General features: G+C 27.1%; 14 protein-coding genes. 13 read left to right on the forward strand and 1 reads right to left on the reverse strand.

From position 1 onward, the window contains the following. Positions 1 to 492: 492 nt before the first annotated feature. The 13 genes from QZ288_RS07770 to QZ288_RS07830 all read left to right on the forward strand — a co-directional run bounded on the left by QZ288_RS07770 (position 493) and on the right by QZ288_RS07830 (position 18,363). Positions 493 to 1,869: a sialidase family protein gene (locus tag QZ288_RS07770; RefSeq protein WP_295157301.1), complete on the forward strand. Its 1,377-nt coding sequence runs from the start codon at positions 493 to 495 to the stop codon at positions 1,867 to 1,869. Between the two features lie 24 nt (positions 1,870 to 1,893). Next, complete coding sequence (locus QZ288_RS07775) at positions 1,894 to 3,120, forward strand: cell surface protein (RefSeq protein ID WP_295157303.1); 1,227 nt, start codon at positions 1,894 to 1,896, stop codon at positions 3,118 to 3,120. A gap of 145 nt (positions 3,121 to 3,265) precedes the next feature. Next, positions 3,266 to 4,156, forward strand: coding sequence for a polyprenyl synthetase family protein (locus tag QZ288_RS07780; protein WP_295157306.1), 891 nt, complete (start codon positions 3,266 to 3,268; stop codon positions 4,154 to 4,156). Between the two features lie 173 nt (positions 4,157 to 4,329). Then, positions 4,330 to 6,189 carry a 6-hydroxymethylpterin diphosphokinase MptE-like protein gene (locus QZ288_RS07785; RefSeq protein ID WP_295157309.1) on the forward strand — a complete coding sequence of 620 codons (1,860 nt, stop codon included), beginning with the start codon at positions 4,330 to 4,332 and terminating at the stop codon, positions 6,187 to 6,189. Positions 6,190 to 6,446: 257 nt separating this feature from the next. Continuing rightward, positions 6,447 to 6,842, forward strand: a complete 396-nt coding sequence (locus QZ288_RS07790) for a rhodanese-like domain-containing protein (RefSeq protein ID WP_295157313.1) — start codon at positions 6,447 to 6,449, stop codon at positions 6,840 to 6,842. 245 nt (positions 6,843 to 7,087) lie between these two features. Then, the gene (locus QZ288_RS07795) at positions 7,088 to 7,810 is read left to right on the forward strand and encodes an outer membrane lipoprotein carrier protein LolA (protein ID WP_295157316.1); all 723 of its coding nucleotides are present in this window, start codon (positions 7,088 to 7,090) and stop codon (positions 7,808 to 7,810) included. Positions 7,811 to 7,824: 14 nt separating this feature from the next. Beyond that, positions 7,825 to 9,186, forward strand: a complete 1,362-nt coding sequence (locus QZ288_RS07800; protein ID WP_295157319.1) for a helix-turn-helix domain-containing protein — start codon at positions 7,825 to 7,827, stop codon at positions 9,184 to 9,186. Between the two features lie 41 nt (positions 9,187 to 9,227). Beyond that, complete coding sequence (gene rimO, locus QZ288_RS07805) at positions 9,228 to 10,553, forward strand: 30S ribosomal protein S12 methylthiotransferase RimO (protein WP_295157322.1); 1,326 nt, start codon at positions 9,228 to 9,230, stop codon at positions 10,551 to 10,553. A gap of 13 nt (positions 10,554 to 10,566) precedes the next feature. Further along, a complete protein-coding gene (locus QZ288_RS07810; RefSeq protein ID WP_295157324.1) occupies positions 10,567 to 12,390 on the forward strand; it encodes an AAA family ATPase in 1,824 nt (607 codons plus the stop codon). 83 nt (positions 12,391 to 12,473) lie between these two features. Next, positions 12,474 to 13,046 carry an RNA polymerase sigma factor gene (locus tag QZ288_RS07815; protein WP_295157327.1) on the forward strand — a complete coding sequence of 191 codons (573 nt, stop codon included), beginning with the start codon at positions 12,474 to 12,476 and terminating at the stop codon, positions 13,044 to 13,046. Then, positions 13,043 to 13,369, forward strand: coding sequence for a hypothetical protein (locus QZ288_RS07820; RefSeq protein ID WP_295157330.1), 327 nt, complete (start codon positions 13,043 to 13,045; stop codon positions 13,367 to 13,369). Before QZ288_RS07815 ends, QZ288_RS07820 begins: the two co-directional genes overlap by 4 nt. A gap of 162 nt (positions 13,370 to 13,531) precedes the next feature. After that, positions 13,532 to 16,018, forward strand: a complete 2,487-nt coding sequence (locus QZ288_RS07825) for an ATP-dependent Clp protease ATP-binding subunit (RefSeq protein WP_295157333.1) — start codon at positions 13,532 to 13,534, stop codon at positions 16,016 to 16,018. 608 nt (positions 16,019 to 16,626) lie between these two features. After that, positions 16,627 to 18,363 (forward strand): sulfatase, encoded by a 1,737-nt coding sequence (locus tag QZ288_RS07830; protein WP_295157336.1) that lies wholly within the window; start codon positions 16,627 to 16,629, stop codon positions 18,361 to 18,363. Positions 18,364 to 18,406: 43 nt separating this feature from the next. Here the strand turns inward: QZ288_RS07830 and QZ288_RS07835 are convergent, their stop codons facing one another. Further along, on the reverse strand, positions 18,407 to 18,844 hold the full coding sequence (locus tag QZ288_RS07835) for a PepSY-like domain-containing protein (RefSeq protein ID WP_295157338.1): 438 nt from the start codon (positions 18,842 to 18,844) through the stop codon (positions 18,407 to 18,409). Positions 18,845 to 19,162: the final 318 nt, after the last annotated feature.

Raw genomic sequence — 19,162 nt, forward strand, 5'->3', positions numbered from 1 at the left:
ATTCTGTTGATATTTATCATATAGGAATTATAACAAAAACGATATAAAAGTAAATGTTTTGTAATTATAAATTGATAAACTCTATTAAAGTGAAGATAAAGTATATATTATAAAAGATATAATATATATTATAATGGAATTATTTTTCAATTTTTTATAGTAAACTTATAAAAAAATTGGTAATAAATTTGAAAATCAATTATAAATTTATTATACTTTAGGTATAAATGTTCTCGTGTGCAAATCGCGGATTAATTTATAAATATAAAAGGAGTTAAATTAATATGTTTTTGTTAATTTGTTCGCGTGAACAAAATATAGTAAAAGACACTACACTACACTACACTACACTACACTACACAGTGTAAAATATCTCTCCCATCATAAATTTAATTTTAATGAGTATTCATACTACATTATAATCAATTTTTTTTCAAGATTATTCAGCATTTATCAGAAATGCTTATATAAAAAAATTGTTAGGAGTATAGTATGAAAAAACTATTATTTGTACTAGCATTGATAGGCTTTTTAATAGCAATATCATGCAGTAATGTGTACTTTCCTCAATCTTTAGGTTATGGAGTAAAAAAAGGTACAGGCGGAGGTCAAACAGTAGGGTTAAACTACCTGCTTCCTGAAGGTTCTTTAAGTCAATTAGAACAAAATAAACCTTATGATCCTAATGAAAATACTATAACATTATTCAAAAAAGGAGATTTTGGCTCTAAATTTTTCAGAATACCCGCATTGATAGTGACAAAAAAAGGTACTATATTGGCAGCAACAGATAGAAGATACAATAAAACTCAAGATTTAGGAAAAACTAGTAAAATAGATGTTATTCTTAGAAGAAGTACTGATTTAGGTTCAACATGGTCTAAGCCTATAACTGTAGGTCCTGGATCAAAAGATGATAGCGGTTCAGATTCTTATGGAGATGCTTTTTTTATTAATTGTCATAATGGGGATATTATTTTAGGTGTAATAGAAAATCCCGGCATACAAAGAAATAATCAGGGAAAAACTGTATTGTATAGAAGTACTGATGACGGCTTAAGTTGGACAAAAAGCTATGAATTTATGCCTACGCAAGTAAATAATGCTAATAAAGGATTTGGAGCATCAGGACAAGGTTTGACATTAAGACATGGAAAAAATAGTTCGCAAAAAAGATTGATATTTGCTTATTTTCAGTGGGATAAAAGAGGCGATTTATCTGTAACAACAATATTTTCTGATAATGATGGAATAAGTTGGAATACAAGTTATGGAAATACAGGAACTATGCAGAGTATAGATGAAACAAAAATATATGAAATGTCAGATGGAAGTATATTATTAAATCACAGAACAATTTTAGGAGCTAGGGCATGGTCTAAAAGTACAGATTTAGGCAAAAGTTGGGTTTATACCAGAGTAAAAGATGATGAAGTTATAGATCCAGGATGCAATGCTGATTTAGTTAGATATGAATTTAATGGAAAGCACATAAAGGAAAATAAATATGCTTTACTTATAAATTGTCATATGTCAGTTGTAGGATATTTTCCAAATAGAAAAAATCATTACATATTTATGACTAAAAATGAATTTCAGAATGGTACAGCCTCTTTAACAGGAAAATATCATTATGATAAACAGCTTGTAATTGGGGGAGAAAATTTATATTCTGGTTATCCAACTATCAGCGTACTGCCTGATGGTACTATTATTACATTAACAGAAGAAACTCCTGATAACGCTCCTGCAGGTCTTACTGATACTTATGACATAGTATTTAGAAGATTTAATTTATATTGGCTAACTGATGGAAAAGAATCAGTAGATTATTCAAAAGATTATTTATTCCAACAGCCTCAAAATTAATCAAATATATAAGGAAAATACATTATGAAAAAATATTTATCATTTTTAATATCAATATTTGTATCTTTAAATTTATATGCATATTATACAGCAGAAAATTTTATTGATTTTTTAGTACATAGCAATCAATTAAGAGTTAGAACTGATAGATTAGGGGTTCTTCATGGTACTGATAATATAAGAGTGGCTGTAGGATTAACATCTGCAAATAGTCTGTCAGATATAATTTTACATAATATAGAAAATGTACAGCAGACAAATGCCGTAATTTCTTTTGTGCCTTCTGTACTTGCTGGCATAGGTTATGAAGCTTATTTTTGGGGAATAGGTGCAGGTTATGAGTTCACATATAAAAATGATGCATATATGGTTCATACCCCTGTAATAACTTTTGCTGCTTTTAATGATGCCTTTAGAATAAATGTACCTGTTTCTATAGGTATAGGCTCAAAAAGCAAAGCATTAGAAACTGATTTAAGGGGAAGTTATGTTGTTTCTACTGCTATTGAAGGAAGATATTATTTTGACAGAGAAATACCTGCTTTAAGCCATTTAAGATTTTATTTTAATTATGGTAATGCATATATAGAAAATGTTAAGGATAATAAACAGTATATAAGACAGCAGTCTGTTGGAGCTCAGATTAGAATATATTTTAAAATAGAAACAGAAAATGTATTTATAGAACCTATATTAAGAGTACAGTATGATCAGGCATTAGGAAGTACTATAAAAGGGAATGTTATTGATAATGCAAAAGTATTTGATAATTTTAATATTACTGCAAAAGGGTTTAATCCATACTGGCCCCAATCAGGTGCTGGTACTGCTTCCGGAGGTCATGGAGATCCTGATTCGGGAGCTGGTATGCAAGGTGGGTTTATAGCTTCTATACCAGGTTCTTTCTATGCTGTAGAGCCTTATAGAATAGGCATTGCTATGCCTGTTGGTTTTACTGCTGCTTCTCTTGATGAAAATATACGTTTCTATCTTGAACCTGCTTTGTCTTTAACTATGATAAATGCTAAACATATATATACTTCTGCTTCTGCTGTTGCTAAGAGAACAGTTCCATTCTTTGCTTTGGGATATGTAGTTTATGGCGAGATTTATATAAGACCTGTTAAAAATTTAGAATGGTATTTTGAAATTCAAACAGGAGGAGTTAGTATAGCTGACAGTATGAAAAATTGGGCTAACACTTCTTTAATATTTAATGGTGCTACAGGCTTAACTTATTACTTTAATTAAAAAAATAAATTTTTCTTCTATAGTATTTTAGAACCGCTTGTATTTTATAGCGGTTCTTTTTTTATTTATTAATAACTTTACATTTTATTTTATTATTATATACTCTGAATTATATAACAAAATTATTAAAATCAGGATAAAAATAATGAATCTAAAAGAATATATGAATATAAGACTTGAAGAAATTGATAATACTCTTGAAAATATATTTGATAAAAGCAGCATAGAGTTAGAAAACAGTTTTATAGAAATGCTTAAATATCCATTGAATGCAGGCGGAAAAAGATTGAGACCTATACTTACATTTTTGGCATGCGAGCTTTTTAACGGCGATTATAAAAAAGCTATGATGCCCGCTTTAGCATTGGAACTTATACATACATATTCTTTAGTTCATGATGATTTGCCTGCTATGGATAATGATGATTTAAGAAGAGGAAAGCCTACAGCCCATATAAAATACGGAGAGGCTAATGCTATACTTATAGGAGACGGACTTTTAACTTATGCATTTCAATTATTATCAAAAACAGATGTTAAAGACAGCATATTAAGAAAACTCCTTTTTGAATTAAGCTATGCAGCTGGTATAAACGGTATGGTTATGGGGCAGTTTATAGATTTATATTATGAAGAGAAAGATATTAATTTTGATATGCTTAAAATACTTCATTCCAAAAAAACAGGTGCTATGATTAGGGGAGCTGTAAGACTTGGAGCTATAGCCTCAGAAAACATAAATGAAAATGATATGGAAAATATAACAAATTACGGCGAAGCTGTAGGGCTTGCTTTTCAAATACAAGATGACATACTTGATGTTATTTCTGATAATGAAACTTTAGGTAAAACTGTAGGAAAAGATGAAAAAGACGGAAAACTTACTTATGTTAAGCAGTTAGGACTTGAAGGGGCAAAAAAAGAAGCTCAAAAAGTAATTGAAAAATCTATTGAATATTTAAAACCATATAAAGAAAGCGAAGCTAAAAATATTTTAATAGAATTAGCAAATTATATAATAGAAAGAAAATCTTAAAAAATATAATTATAATAAAAATTAAATATATAAAGATTATAAAAATATATGTTAATATTACAGCCAATATTATATTATTTACAAATAGTTAAACTCTTTTTATAACTCTCCGATAACAAAAATTAACAAAAATAAAATATAGATTTAATAAAGAAATAATTATATAATATATTATGAGTGAAATAAAAAAAATAAATTTAGAAGCAGTAAGTAAAAATATCAAAGCATATCCTTATGATTTTATTAATATGCTTGAAAATGCTAAGCAATCAGATATAACCTTACAAATAATAGAAACAAAATCTCAAAAGCCATCAGCAAAGGTTCAAAAAAATGGAAAGCAGATACTTCTTCATAGTGCTTATGATCCTGTAAAAGAGGCTGATACTTTAGTAAAAGAAATAGAAAATGATGAAGATTTGGATTTAGTATTTGTGTTTGGAATAGGCGGAGGATATTTGATTAATGCTGTTAGAAAATTGAATGTTTCTGCTGCTGTGATTGAGCCTGATATAAATTTTTTCAATACTTTAATAAATAACTTTAAACTAGATAAGATACTTGAAGATAATAAAATAACTTTCTTTATAGGCGGCAATGATGATAGTGATATAGAAAAGTTTATATCTATAACAACAACAAAAAAAGTAAAATTTTTTATTACAAGGTCTTATGCAGCACTTTTTTCTGATGAAGCTAAGCATTATCAAAGCAAGGTATTATCAATAGTAGATAAAAAAATTATAAATATAAATACAATTTCAAGATTTGATAAACTTTGGGCTTATAATATATCTTCTAATGCCGTTGAAATTGCAACTCATTACGGAGTTAATAGATTTTTTGATAAATTCAAAGATATTCCTGCTGTTATAGTTTCTGCAGGTCCTTCGCTTGAAAAGAATATAAAAAAATTAAAAGAAATCAAAAATAAAGCAATTATAATAGCTGTTGATACTGCAATGAAGCCCTTATCATTATATGGAATATCTCCTCATTTTGTTATTACTATTGATCCGCAGAAGAAGAACTCTAAATATTTTAGGAATATTAATTTTGAAAATACTGTATTAATATCGGAATCATCTGTTGATCATGAGGCAATAGAATCATTTAAAGGCTCAGTATATTTTATAGATTCAATATTTCCATTAGCGAAGTATTTTATGAAGCCTTTAGGGTATAGAGGCGATATTACTATGGGAGGGAGCGTTTCAACTGCAGCTTATGATTTTGCTGTGAGAATAGGGGCTAATCCTATAATAATGGTTGGCTTGGATTTATCATTTCCTAATCATCAGACGCATATAAAAGGAAGCTATCATGAAGAAAATTTCTTTACCGAAATAGGAAAACTAGATTCTTATGACAGCAGAATATATAAAGTACTTGTATCAGGAAATTTAAGAGAAGAAAAAAATTTTTATGGTGAAAGGATATTTACAGATTCAAGATTTGATATGTATAGAAATTGGTATGAATCTCAATCTATAAATAATAGTAGAATAAAATTCTATAATGCTACTGAAGGCGGAGTTATAATAAAAGCAATGGAAAATATTACACTTCAGGAGCTTATTGATAAATTTGATGACATAAATATACATATAGACAAAAATGATGCAAATATAGATGATAAAACAAAAATACTTGAAAGTTTGAAAAACGGATTATTAAAAATAGATAAAGAAATAATATCATTAAAACCTTATGTTGAAGAAGCAGTAAATTTATGCTATACAATTAATGATGAATTAAAAAGACATAGAAAAGTAGATAAACTTATTTCAAAATTAGATGAAGCTGATATGAAAATACTTAATATAAGCAAAGTTAATGAATTTTTAGGAATTACTATGCAGAAAACTATAAAGGCTATAACAGAGGGCTTTGAGTTTAAAGATGAAGAAATGAATAAATCTATAGTAAGTTCTTTCAAATTATATGAAGCTATGAAAGACAGTATTGATTTTAATCATTATATAATAGAACGGGCATTAATAAAGATAAATAAAGAACTAGTAAATTTATAATTATAAAAATTAGAGTTTATAATAAACAAGGGGATATACTAAATAACTAAAATTTGTTACTTCTAGCTTAAAACTCAATATATTAAAATTATTTTAATTATTCCTCCATTTTGCAAATGTCAGAAATGATTAACAAACAATTTTTATTAGCAATAATAAAAAATTGTTTGACAAAATATATAAATATTATATTATTAACATAATATTTTTATATTAAAAATGATTATATATAAAATGAATAGAAATAAAGGGAAAAGATGAAAGGAATTTTATTATATTTTACTGTTTTTATGCTGCTTTTAATATACATAACTGCATGCTCTAAAAAACCTTATAATGATATTAATATAGAAAAAGCATTGGATTTAATGAATAAATCTCAAAATTTAGTTTTATTGGATGTGAGAACAGCAGAAGAATATATGTCGGGAAGCGTTCCTAATTCTATAAATATTGATGTAATGAGTACAGATTTTAAAAGCAAAATAGATCTTCTTGATAAAAATAAAGAATATATTATCTATTGCAGAAGCGGAAACAGGGCGGCTGTAGCGTCAAGCATAATGGCTACTAACGGCTTTTTGAATATTTATCATTTGGCTAATGTTAATTACTCTGATTTTGTAAATGCTGTATTAACTAATCAGAATTAATTTTTATTAATAATATAAAAAACCGCTATTTTATAATTTTGAAGCATTTATTTTTATTGTCATAGCTTTAATAAAAAGTATCTTTATAGTAAAACGATGTATTTTATATTCATTTTCTATGAAAAACTGTTATGAATTTATTTGTTTTAAATAAAAAAATAAAATACTTGTTTTTTATAGATTTTTATTATATCATAAAATATTATGAAAAAATATCTTGCATTTTAATACAAAGAGAAAACTATATGAAAAAAATTTTATTATTTATAATACTGCTGAATATTCAAGCTTATACGCAGATAATGACTCCTGAAAAAGTAGTAAGTATGATATCTAATAGATATTCAAGTATAAAAGGATTTGCAGCCAATTTTGTAGAGAGAAACGGAGAAAAAGTGTCTTTAGGCAATGTTATAACCAAAAATCCTAATCTGTTTAGATTAAGGTATTCGAGCGGAGGAAACGGACAGTCTGTATATTGTAATGGAGAAACCTTATGGATAATATTTCCAAGAAATAATGTAGTAGCTGAGCAAAAATTAAATTACGGCAGTTCTGGTTCTATATATACAGCAGACGGAATTATGAGATTAACAACTAAATTTAATATAGATTTTTATAATGAAAGAGATTTGGTATCTATTAATAGTTTTAATGATTCTGAGCTTGGCATAGCAAAATATAATAGTTCTTATGCGGCAAATGATACTAGAAAGGCTTATCATATGCTTTTAACTTCCAAACAGGCTAGTGTCGATAGAACAGGATTTACAAAAATACATTTATGGGTTGATGATGCAGGAATGATAATAAGAATATTGGGAATTACTACTACTAATGTTCCTGTAGAATATTTATTTACTTCTATTAGATATAATCCGCAGTATGAGGAAAACAATAAAGATTTTGAACCGGAAATACCAGAAGATATGCAGGTGCTTAAAGACGGTTTGGTTCCTAATAATTAAAGTTAAGGATTTATATGGAAACTATAGGTCAAATATTAAAAAATGCCAGAGAGAAAAAAGGGCTTACTATAGAAGAATTAGAAGCTGCTACTCGTATAGTTGCTAAATTTATAAAGGCTTTGGAAAATGAAGAGTTTGATGTACTTCCGGGCGAAATATATGTAAAAGGCTTTATTAAAAATTTAAGCGATAAATTATCATTAGATGCTGATATGGTGCTTGAAAGATATAATCTGCAGAAAAACGGGACACAATCCGAACAGGATTTTATAAAAAATGCTAAAGGTATTAAAGCTGTAAAGAAAAATAAGGAGCAGGCAAATTATAATAAGGATAATAAAGATAATAAAGAACAAAGCAGCACTAAAGAAGCAGTAAAAGAAACTAATACAAAAGAAAATACTAAAAAAGATGCAGTCAATACAAAAAAAGATGAAGAAAAAACAATAAAAGAAACAAATAAAAAAAATAAGAATATAAATATCAATAATAATGCTGAAGCTGATTTATTATTTATGGCAAGAAGGGATTTATCTAAATTAAGAAATAAAAATAAATCTGTAATGCCTTCAATTATTACTATACTTGCTGTTATAGTTGTTATAGCAGTTATAGCATTCAATTGGAAAAATATATTGGGATTATTTTCTTCAGGCAGTAAAAAGCAAAACAGAAATAAAGCGGAAATATCAAAAAATATAGTTGATAGCAAGGCTAGACTAAGCGTTAAGTCTGGAGATATTATATACTTTAAGCCTCTTGGAATATCAGCTGCAATAAAATTTAACAGTATAGGAAATGTGCTTCATATTAATATAAACGGACAGGATTTATCATTTTCAAAAAGCAGTCCTATAATAGCGGATTTAAATGGCAATGGAATAAATGATTTTAGAATAAGTGTTATAGAAGTTTATGATAATTCGGCTACTGTAGAGATGGAAAGACTTGAAGAAAATCAGATGGTTAATACAGAATATAATGATATTAATGCAGCAGAATTAAATAATACTAACTATAATAATACAGTATCTACAAATCTTCTTGTTATAAATGATGAAACTTATATAGAACAGGATACAGAGAAGGTTGATATTAGAATAGAGATAACTGCTAAGCATTTTGTATATATAAGATATTTTATAGATTCAAACAGACCTGCTACTACAAATCTTTTAAGCGGAAAAACATTATATTTAGAGGCTAAAGATGTTGTTATGCTTACTATTGGTAATGCAGGCGAAGTGGCAGTTAAAGTTAATGGAAAGCTTATTAATGCTGGAGATGCAGGCGAAACTGTTAATAAGACTATAAAATGGGTTAAGAATTTAAATGATTCTACAAGATATAATCTTATTATGCTTGATACAAAATAATTTTTTATAATCAATGTATATTTAAAATAAGGATAATTAATTTGCAAAACATATATTTACATAGTTTAGGATGCGAGAAGAATACGGTTGATGGAGAACATATATTAGCTATATTGCAGAAAAACGGCTTTAATATTACTAATAATGCAGAAGATGCAGATATTATAATTGTAAATACATGTGCTTTTATAGAGGATTCCAAAAAAGAATCTATTGACGCTATATTTGATCATTCTATTTATAAAAAATATGGAAAATGTAAGAGATTAATAGTATCAGGCTGTATGAGTGAGAGATATAAAGAGAATTTTCTTGATATGTTTAAGGAAGTTGATTCGGCTATAGGCATACATGATTTAGAAAATATATTAAAGGCTGTAGAAAAAGACGGTTTTCATAATGCAAAAGAAAATACTGAGTATAAAGAGTATGGAGATAGAGTAAATACAGGTACTAAACATAGCGTATATATAAGAATAAGTGACGGCTGTCATGCAAACTGCAGTTTTTGTGCTATACCTAAAATCAGAGGCGAGCATAGAAGCAGGAAGATTGAAGATATAGTAAAAGAAGCTGAAAATTATGCTGCAAACGGAGCTAAGGAAATTAATTTGATAGCTCAGGAAACAACATTTTACGGATATGATATATATAAAAAACTTGCTTTGCCTGATTTATTAAAAGCACTTTCAAAAGTAGAAGGTATTAAGTGGATAAGAGTGCTTTATCAAAATCCTGTTATTTTAAATGATGAAATAATAGAAGCATTTTTTACTACAGAAAAAGTTGTACCTTATTTTGACATACCATTGCAGCATATTGATAAAGGCATATTAAAAGATATGAACAGAGGTTCAAGGGGCTATAAATTTTACAGAGAAATGATAAATAAGATAAGAAGCTATAATAATGATGCTGTTATAAGAACTTCTTTAATAGTGGGTTTTCCCGGAGAAACTGCTGAGTCATTTAAAAAGTTAATAAAATTTGTAAGGAATGCTGAGCTTGATAGGGTAGGAGTATTTATATATTCAGAGGAAGAAAATACTGATGCTTTACTTATAGATAAGCCCAAAATGAAAAAAAATAAAAAATTAATGCTTAGAGAAAAACTTATGAAGACTGCTATAGAAGTATCCGAAAAAAGATTAGAAAGATTTATAGGAAAAACTATAGATGTATTGGTAGAGAAAAAAGAAGATGACAATAGATTTATAGGCAGAAGCATATATGATGCTCCTGAAGTTGATGGATTTGTTGAAATTTATAATGAAAATGAAAATTATAATATAAATATTGGAGATATAGTGAAAGCTGAGATTACTTATAATACTGAATATGATTTAATAGGAAATGTTATTTGTTAGGAGAATTATAATTATGAGGAAAAAAAAGAAAGAAAATGAAGCCAATAGTGATGAGAAAAAATCATCAAATAAATATGACAGCAGAGAAAATGCTTTTAGAGTATATTTTGAAATAGTTACAAAGATTGTTTATACATTAAATTTAATATCCGACCGTAATGATATGCCTAGAAGACTTTCAAATAATATTGATAGGGCTTTAGGGTATGATGATGAGATGCTTCCTAATAATGAAAAAATAATTAATAATGTTAATGAAATAGAAATACTTACAAATTCGCTTAAAAGTGATTTAAAAAAAATATCAGCTTTTAAAAAATATAATTTTAATATAGAAAGATTTATATCAGAGAAGAATTTGGATTTAGATGAAAGATATATATTGTATTCTGTATTAGTTTATACTATTTACGGAGATTCAATGTCTGCTATATCTATTAGGCGTATATTAGAACTTATAACATTAAATAATGATATTTATATAAATAAGTATCATTATTTTGATAGTAATAGTAAATTAATTTCCAGCGGTATATTTAATTTATCTCATGAGCCTTATCCAAGCGGCGGAATATTTGAAATTACAAATACATTAATAACCTTTGTAAGTTCTAAAGTAATATTTGCATTTTTAGAAAAAGATAATTATGATATTATATATAATGTTATAAATAATGAAGAAGCTGCCAAGAAAAACTCATCAGAATATGCAGGAAAATCTTCTAAGTCTAGTATTCTAACTCCTAAGGAAATAGTTGCCGAGTTAAATAAAACAGTTATAGGGCAGGACGAAGCTAAAAAGTCATTAGCGGTGCATGCTTATCTGCATTGTCTTAGAATAAACGGTAATAAAGATATACCATTTAGGTCAAATATTCTTATGATAGGTCCTACAGGGGTAGGTAAAACTTATTTGGTAAAGACATTGGCAGATATATTGGGCTTGCCTTTTGCAAGGGCAGATGTTACAACTCTTACAGAGACAGGCTATGTCGGAGATGATGTTGAGGTTGTTCTTTATAATCTTTATAGGAAGGCTAACGGCGATTTGGATAAAGCTCAGTACGGCATAGTCTTTTTAGATGAGGTTGATAAAATAGCAAAAGCCGATGCTCATCAATCTACAACAGGCAATCCTTCTGATAAAGCAGTTCAGGAGGCACTTCTTTCTATGATGAATGGAGAAGATATAAGAGTTCCTGAATTCGGCGATAGAAGAATGATGCATTCAAGCGACGGCATACTTATGAATACTAAGAATATGCTTTTTATATTCGGCGGGGCTTTTGTAGGACTTGATGATATTATAAAAATGCGTTTAAAAGGCGAAAGCAGTTTGGGATTCGGCTCTAGTGCTGTTATTAATAAACTTCATAAAAATAGAATATTGAGTCAGGTTGATGTAAAAGATATAGAAAAATACGGTATGATACCAGAGTTTATAGGAAGAATACCAATAATAGTAACTTTAAATGATCTTACTAAAGAAAATTTAAAAGATATCTTGACAAAAACTTCAGAATCCCCTATCATAAAATATACTGAATTTTTTAAGAGTATAGGTAAGAAATTAACAGTAACATCAGATGCTGTAAATTTCATAGTTGATAAGGCTGCCTCTATGAATATGGGGGCTAGATCATTAAAAAGCATAGTTGAAACTGCTATGATTAATATACTTTTTAATTTGGACGGAGTATCAGGAAATACATTGACTCTTACTAAATATGATATAGAAAATGCATTTAGTGAGAAGGAATTTGTAAATTCGGGCAATGATGATAAAAAAACAGATAATTCTAGTAAAAATTTTTCTAAAGAATCATTTATGGCTTGATTTTACTTTATTTTTATTTATTTGTTATATATAGTATATGTACATTTATTATTAGAACAGGTAAATAATTGGAGTTTGTAGAGATGATAATAACTAAAGAAAAAGAATTATTAAAAGATTATGAATTAATAGAAGCACATAAAAAAGGCGATGCAGAAGCATTAGATATATTACTTACAAGATATAAAAACTATATATTTAATTTATCATACCGCTTTATGCATAATTATGAAGATGCTATGGATTTAACGCAAGATGTATTGATACGAGTATACAAAGCTATAGACAGATATGAGGAACGCAATTATTTCAAGGGCTGGTTATACCGTATAATAAGCAATACAGCTATAAATATGTATTCTAAAGCATACAGAAGAGAATCCCCTTATTTAGAAAAGCTGGAGATAGTTGATGATAAGAGGTATAATACCGAAAAGGAATATGAAAGAATATATCTTCAGGAGAAAATATACAGTGCTTCTAAAAAATTAAAAGGAAAACAGAGAGATGTCTTTATACTGAGGTATTATGAGAATTACTCATATAAAGAAATAGCAGATATATTAAATATATCAAGCGATTCGGCTAAGAGTAATTATTCTTATGCTCTTAAGAAAATGAAATCGCTCTTAGAAAAAGAAAGGACTCTTTTATGAAATTACACAGCATGATGCAATTTAAAAGCAAAATCGAAAAAAAAAGACATTATTTTGATTTGCCGACTTTGCCTGATAGTGAATGGCAGTATATGTTTCAAAAGGCTAAGATGGAAAGTATGAAAAAAAAAGAGTTTAATCCATTATATGCTTTTATGTGTTCTGTAAGATTATCATTGGCTCTATCTTTGGCAATAGTTTTAATATTGACTTTATCATTATTTTATGTAAATGATAAGGGCAGTTCTATTAAAACTAATACTGCATCATCTGATAAAACTGTTAAGACTATAGTAAATGTAGTTAATAGCAGTTTTATTTAAAATTAAAATCTATAATAGAAATTTTTTAATTATGCATTAACATTATTTTATATAATGTTAATGCATAGTTTTATTTATAATACTATTTCTATTATATCCGATAATTAGTAAAATATTTTTTTATATATGTGCTGAAAAATTGCATATATGGAGTATTACAATATGTTTCAATTTCATTTAACAAGTAAAGCAAAAAAAGTTATAGAATTATATGCTCAGGAAGAAGCTAAAAGATTAAATCATGATATGGTTACGCCTGAACATATACTTTTAGGCTTAATGCATGAATCTGAGGCTTTAGCAACAAGAGTTTTAATGAGATTGAAAATAGATTTAGACAGATTGAAGTTAGAATTAGAATCTGCTATGGTGAAATCTTCCACTACAAAAGTATTTGGAACTCTGCCTACTGCTCCAAGAGTACAGAAACTTATAAGCAAGTCTGCTGAAGAGGCAAGAGCTTTAAGTCATAATTATATAGGCACAGAGCATCTTCTTTTGGGGCTTTTAAGAGAAGAAAGCGGTACAGCCTATAATGTACTTACTAGTATGGGGCTTGAACTTACAGTATTGAGGCAGGAAATATTAAAAATGCTTGGCGTAGCAGGAAGCAGTATATCATCTTCAGAGCAAACTAATAAAAATGATAATGTTAAAAAAGTTAAAACTCCTACTTTAGATCAATTTGCCCGTGATCTAACTAAAATGGCTAGAGATAAATCTTTGGACAAAGTTATAGGCAGAGAAAATGAGGTTATGAGAGTTGTTCAGATTTTATCAAGAAGAAAGAAAAATAATCCTATATTATTAGGAGAGCCAGGTGTAGGTAAAACTGCCATAGTTGAGGGACTTGCAGAAAAAATAGTATCTGCTGATGTGCCTGATATACTTCTTAAAAAGAGAGTTCTTACTCTTGATTTATCTTCAGTGGTTGCTGGTACAAAATATAGAGGAGAATTTGAAGAAAGAATAAAAAATATAGTATTGGAAATAAAGAAAGCTAATAATATTATAGTATTTATAGATGAACTTCATACATTAATTGGTGCAGGAGGTGCTGAAGGAGCTTTAGATGCTGCCAATATGCTTAAGCCTGCTCTTTCAAGAGGAGAAATTCAATGTATAGGAGCTACTACAATCAATGAATATAAGAAGTATATAGAAAAAGACGGTGCTTTAGTAAGAAGATTTCAGCCTATTAATGTAGAAGAGCCTAGCATAGAAGATACTATAGAAATATTAAATGGTATAAAACCTAAATATGAAGAACATCATAAGGTAAAATATACAGATGAGGCTATTAATGCTGCTGCTCTTTTAAGTAAAAGATATATTTTTGAAAGACATTTGCCTGATAAGGCTATAGATTTGATAGATGAGGCAGGTTCAAGAGCCAGACTTCTTAATATGACAAGACCTCAGGAATTTAAGGATTTAGAAAAGAGAATAGAAGTACTTAATGAAGAAAAGAAAAGTGTAGTAGATAATCAAAACTTTGAAGAGGCTGCCAAAATAAGAGATGAAATTAGTTCGTTACAGGAAGAACTTTTAAATAAAGAAGAGAAATGGCGTGAAGAAAGAGATAAGATTGAAACTTTTATTGAAGAAGATGATATAAGATATGTTATATCAGAAATAACTAATATACCTATCAAGAGATTATTAAATTCAGAAAGCAAAAGACTTATAGGTATGGAAGAAGAGCTTCATAAAAAAGTTGTAGGGCAGAAAGAAGCTATAACTTCTATATCAAAGGCTATAAGAAGAAGCAGAGCAGGTATTAAAACATCAAAAAGACCTCTCGGAAGTTTTATATTTTTAGGTCCTACAGGTGTAGGTAAAACTGCTTTAGCAAAAGTTCTTTCAGAGTTTATGTTTGGAGACAGCGATGCACTTATAAGAATAGATATGAGTGAGTTTATGGAGAAATTTGCAGTAAGCAGACTTATAGGAGCTCCTCCGGGATATGTAGGCTATGAAGAGGGGGGCGGACTTACTGAAAAAGTGAGAAGAAAGCCTTATTCTCTTATATTATTTGATGAAATAGAAAAAGCTCATCCTGATGTTACTAATATACTTTTGCAGGTGCTTGAAGAGGGACAGCTTACAGATAATTTTGGAAGAAAGGTTGATTTCTCTAATACTATTATAATTATAACAAGCAATTTGGGGGCTAGAGATATTATTAAAGGAAGTTCTTTAGGGTTTAATGCTGTAGGAAATGAGAAAGATGCTAATGATATTAAAAACTTTGCTTTGGAAGAATTAAAGCAGACTTTCAATCCTGAATTTTTAAATAGAATAGATGATATTATAGTATTCCATACTTTAAGTAAAGATGATTTGAAAGATATTATTAATATAATGCTTAAAGAACTTAATGAAGCTATAAAAGAAAGAAATATGTTTATTAATTTAAGCGAAGAGGCTAAAAGTTATATTATAGATAAGGGCTTTGATAAGAAATATGGTGCTAGAAGTTTGAGAAGGGCTATACAAAAAGAGATAGAGGATTATATAAGTACTGAAATATTATTCGGAAATATAGAAGAGGGAGATACTATTGATGTTGATGCTAATGACGGCTCTTTGATATTTTCTTATAATAAGCCTGTTAAGGCTGAAGATAAGGAATTATCTAAAAGTTAGTTTTATAACATATTCCTATAAATACTGAAGATGCTTCAAAATTAAGTTTTATGATTTTGGGGCATCTTTTTTATAATTCATATTTTTATTTGTAATATATTATTCAAGCATATATTTAAGTTATATATATTATTTATTTACTGCTATGAATTATAAATATTGAATATATATTCTAATTTATTTTGGCAAAATATATTTTATTATTTATATATTTTTTAGAATATAATTAATGCTTAAATAAGCAGATAAAATTTAAAATATTATTTTTTATTATTGCTATTATAATAAGCTTAAGTATTGTGTCAGACACTCACAAGTTTTATAGTATCAGTTATTAGCTATTTTAAAGCGAGTTTATTGCTAGCAATAACAAAGAGATAAACGAGCAGCTAATAACCGACAATAAGGAGGTTATTAGCTATTTTAAAGCGAGTTTATCGATAACAATAATAATAAATTATTATTTATTATATTAAAAAACATTATACCGCTATATATTTAAGCAATAAAAAAAATATCATATAACTATTATCTAATGAAAATAAATTGTTAAAAAAAATTATTATTGTATAATATTTCACAGTTTAATTTTAGAAATCGGATTTTTTATGAAAAGCGATATATTAAAAAATAATATATTTTATATAATTTCTTTTTTTATGATAGTATCATTATATTATATAATAACGCAATTGATATTTCCTGCATTTTCTGTAAATAAAATGAATTTTAGTATTATAGATATTTTATATGTATATTTATTTGCTATAATATCATATATACTTTCAAATAAGAATAAATTAATTTCATATACATTTATAATAACTGCTGTATTTTCATTTTTTACAATAGAGCCTCTTGGTATTACAATAGAAGCAAAGCCTTTGTTTTTTACAGATATGCCTGACTTATATCTTTCTCTTATAGAGGTGCTTCCTTTATATATGAAAATAATAACTATTATTGCTACTATTTTATATTTTTCACTTTTGCTCTTCTATGCTTTATATTTTGTATACAGACTTTATAAAATATCAAAAACAGATATTAAAAAATTTATTATGATGAGTTTAATAATTGCTTTTGTAACTTATATATCATTTTTCAGAGCTGTAAAAATAGATTCAGTATATATTGATTATATGTATATAGCTGATAAATACGGAATAATTAATACTATAAGTTATAGAATATCCTATGATAAATCTATAAAAGTAAATGCAGATAAAAAAAATGTTGAGCTTGCTTATAATTTATTAAAAGAAAGAGAATCAAAAAGGAGTGTACAAAATTTGATTCTTCCGTATAACAATGATGTGAAAAGAGATGTATTTATAATATTTATGGAATCTTTTTATGATTATGAGCATTTTCTTCCTTTGATAGATAAAGATCCTTTCCCTAAAGAATACAGAGAATGGGCAAGCAATTCTACAAAGACAGGACCTAATGATAATTACGGCAGCTTATTTGCAAGAATATCATGTCTTACAGCTTCTTCTCCTATATTTCCAAAAAAGCAGAAAACTCCTATATATACAGCTTTGCCTTATTTGATGAAAGAGCATGGATATCATACTATAGCTTTAGAAGAATCAGATGTAACTTATTATCTTGATTCATTCTTTCCTAATATCGGAATGGAAGAAATTGTATTTAATATAGGAATTACAAATATAAAAAATTTTATAAAAACTAATGATTATGATAAGCCTATATTTGCAGCGGGCTTCACATTTATGGGTCATGCAGGAAGTTATGTTGATAATGATTTAAATGCATACAGCAATAATAAGAGATTAATGGAAAAAATAAATAAAAGAGATGTGTCTGTATTTATAGAAACTATGGAAAATTCTGCCCTATCTGCAAAGGATATAATAGATACTAAAAATATAATATTAGAAAAATATCCTAATGCAATTATAATATTTAAGCATGATCATTTATATCCTTATTTAAAAACAATAATACATAATTCTAATATAGATGAAATGATAAAGAAAGATTTTTTTAATTCATATACTATTTCTCCTATGCTTGTATGGAACGGCACAAATGGTTATTATAAATTTGAAGAAGACGGATTTCCGCCTGAAAATATACCAATGTTTATAGCTGTTAATACAAAAATTAATTATACAAATTCTATAATATCTCTTTTATATAAAGATAAAACGGATAATATTATAAGATTTTATAACGGATTTTATAGTAATGATAATAAAGATATAGTAAGAATAGAGGCAGATAAAGACAGTTTATATTTCAAAGAAAATAATGCTCAAAGAATATTATCAGAAGATATATTCAGAGGTAAAAAGTATTTTTATGAATTATATTAATTAATAAGGATTGGCTTTTTACCAATCCTTATAATTTTAATTATCAGTCTAATTTATCGCCTACAATTTTACCGCTGTTATCAACATATACTTCTCTATTATTTGCTAATTTTAATTTATAGCTTAGATATTCTTTACTGATTTCTAATATAGCAGTTTGAGCATATTTTTGCTGAACAGTGTTTAATATATTAGCAGGCATAAATTGAGTAGGTAATGGAGAATTTTTTGAAGATACATCAGTCCAATCTCCATTTTTGTCAAAATCAACTTCTATTCCGCTGTCTAATTCTACTTTGTATGATCTTCTGTCTTGTTCTGCATAAACTATAGGATCATTTGGGAAATTAGCTTTTACAAAATCCTGTGCTTTTCTAGGAAGCTGATTAGCTTGTATTGCTATTTCTCCTGCAAAAATATTAGCTGCAAAAATCATTATTATAGATGCTGATAAAATAATGTGTTTTAAATTTTTTTTCATAAGATAACTCCTTATTGTTTTTTGTTTATATTTATATTATATGCTATAAATATAGATATGTCAAGTTATTTTACAATATTTTTAAAAAAAATTTACTTAAAATATAAAAAAGTAAATAAAATGTAAATATTATTTGTATTTTGTAAACATATTTTTGTATTTTAATTAGTATTTATAATAAAAAATGGTTTAAAATTTATATTTTTATATATAAAAAAGCTTATTTATTTAAAATTAATTTTATATATTACTTTAATATATTATTCTTGTTTTATATTTTAAGAGTTGATTTTTGTATATATTAATAAATTTTTAAAA

Origin of the sequence: uncultured Brachyspira sp. (assembly GCF_910578695.1) — a bacterium.
Lineage (GTDB): Bacteria > Spirochaetota > Brachyspiria > Brachyspirales > Brachyspiraceae > Brachyspira.

What these genes read in the sequence shown, in the direction of transcription:
- QZ288_RS07770 (WP_295157301.1), top strand. Translation starts at nt 493, where the DNA reads ATGAAAAAACTATTATTTGTACTAGCATTGATAGGCTTTTTAATAGCA.
- QZ288_RS07775 (WP_295157303.1), top strand. Translation starts at nt 1,894, where the DNA reads ATGAAAAAATATTTATCATTTTTAATATCAATATTTGTATCTTTAAAT.
- QZ288_RS07780 (WP_295157306.1), top strand. Translation starts at nt 3,266, where the DNA reads ATGAATCTAAAAGAATATATGAATATAAGACTTGAAGAAATTGATAAT.
- QZ288_RS07785 (WP_295157309.1), top strand. Translation starts at nt 4,330, where the DNA reads ATGAGTGAAATAAAAAAAATAAATTTAGAAGCAGTAAGTAAAAATATC.
- QZ288_RS07790 (WP_295157313.1), top strand. Translation starts at nt 6,447, where the DNA reads ATGAAAGGAATTTTATTATATTTTACTGTTTTTATGCTGCTTTTAATA.
- QZ288_RS07795 (WP_295157316.1), top strand. Translation starts at nt 7,088, where the DNA reads ATGAAAAAAATTTTATTATTTATAATACTGCTGAATATTCAAGCTTAT.
- QZ288_RS07800 (WP_295157319.1), top strand. Translation starts at nt 7,825, where the DNA reads ATGGAAACTATAGGTCAAATATTAAAAAATGCCAGAGAGAAAAAAGGG.
- QZ288_RS07810 (WP_295157324.1), top strand. Translation starts at nt 10,567, where the DNA reads ATGAGGAAAAAAAAGAAAGAAAATGAAGCCAATAGTGATGAGAAAAAA.
- QZ288_RS07815 (WP_295157327.1), top strand. Translation starts at nt 12,474, where the DNA reads ATGATAATAACTAAAGAAAAAGAATTATTAAAAGATTATGAATTAATA.
- QZ288_RS07820 (WP_295157330.1), top strand. Translation starts at nt 13,043, where the DNA reads ATGAAATTACACAGCATGATGCAATTTAAAAGCAAAATCGAAAAAAAA.
- QZ288_RS07825 (WP_295157333.1), top strand. Translation starts at nt 13,532, where the DNA reads ATGTTTCAATTTCATTTAACAAGTAAAGCAAAAAAAGTTATAGAATTA.
- QZ288_RS07830 (WP_295157336.1), top strand. Translation starts at nt 16,627, where the DNA reads ATGAAAAGCGATATATTAAAAAATAATATATTTTATATAATTTCTTTT.
- QZ288_RS07835 (WP_295157338.1), bottom strand. Translation starts at nt 18,844, where the DNA reads ATGAAAAAAAATTTAAAACACATTATTTTATCAGCATCTATAATAATG.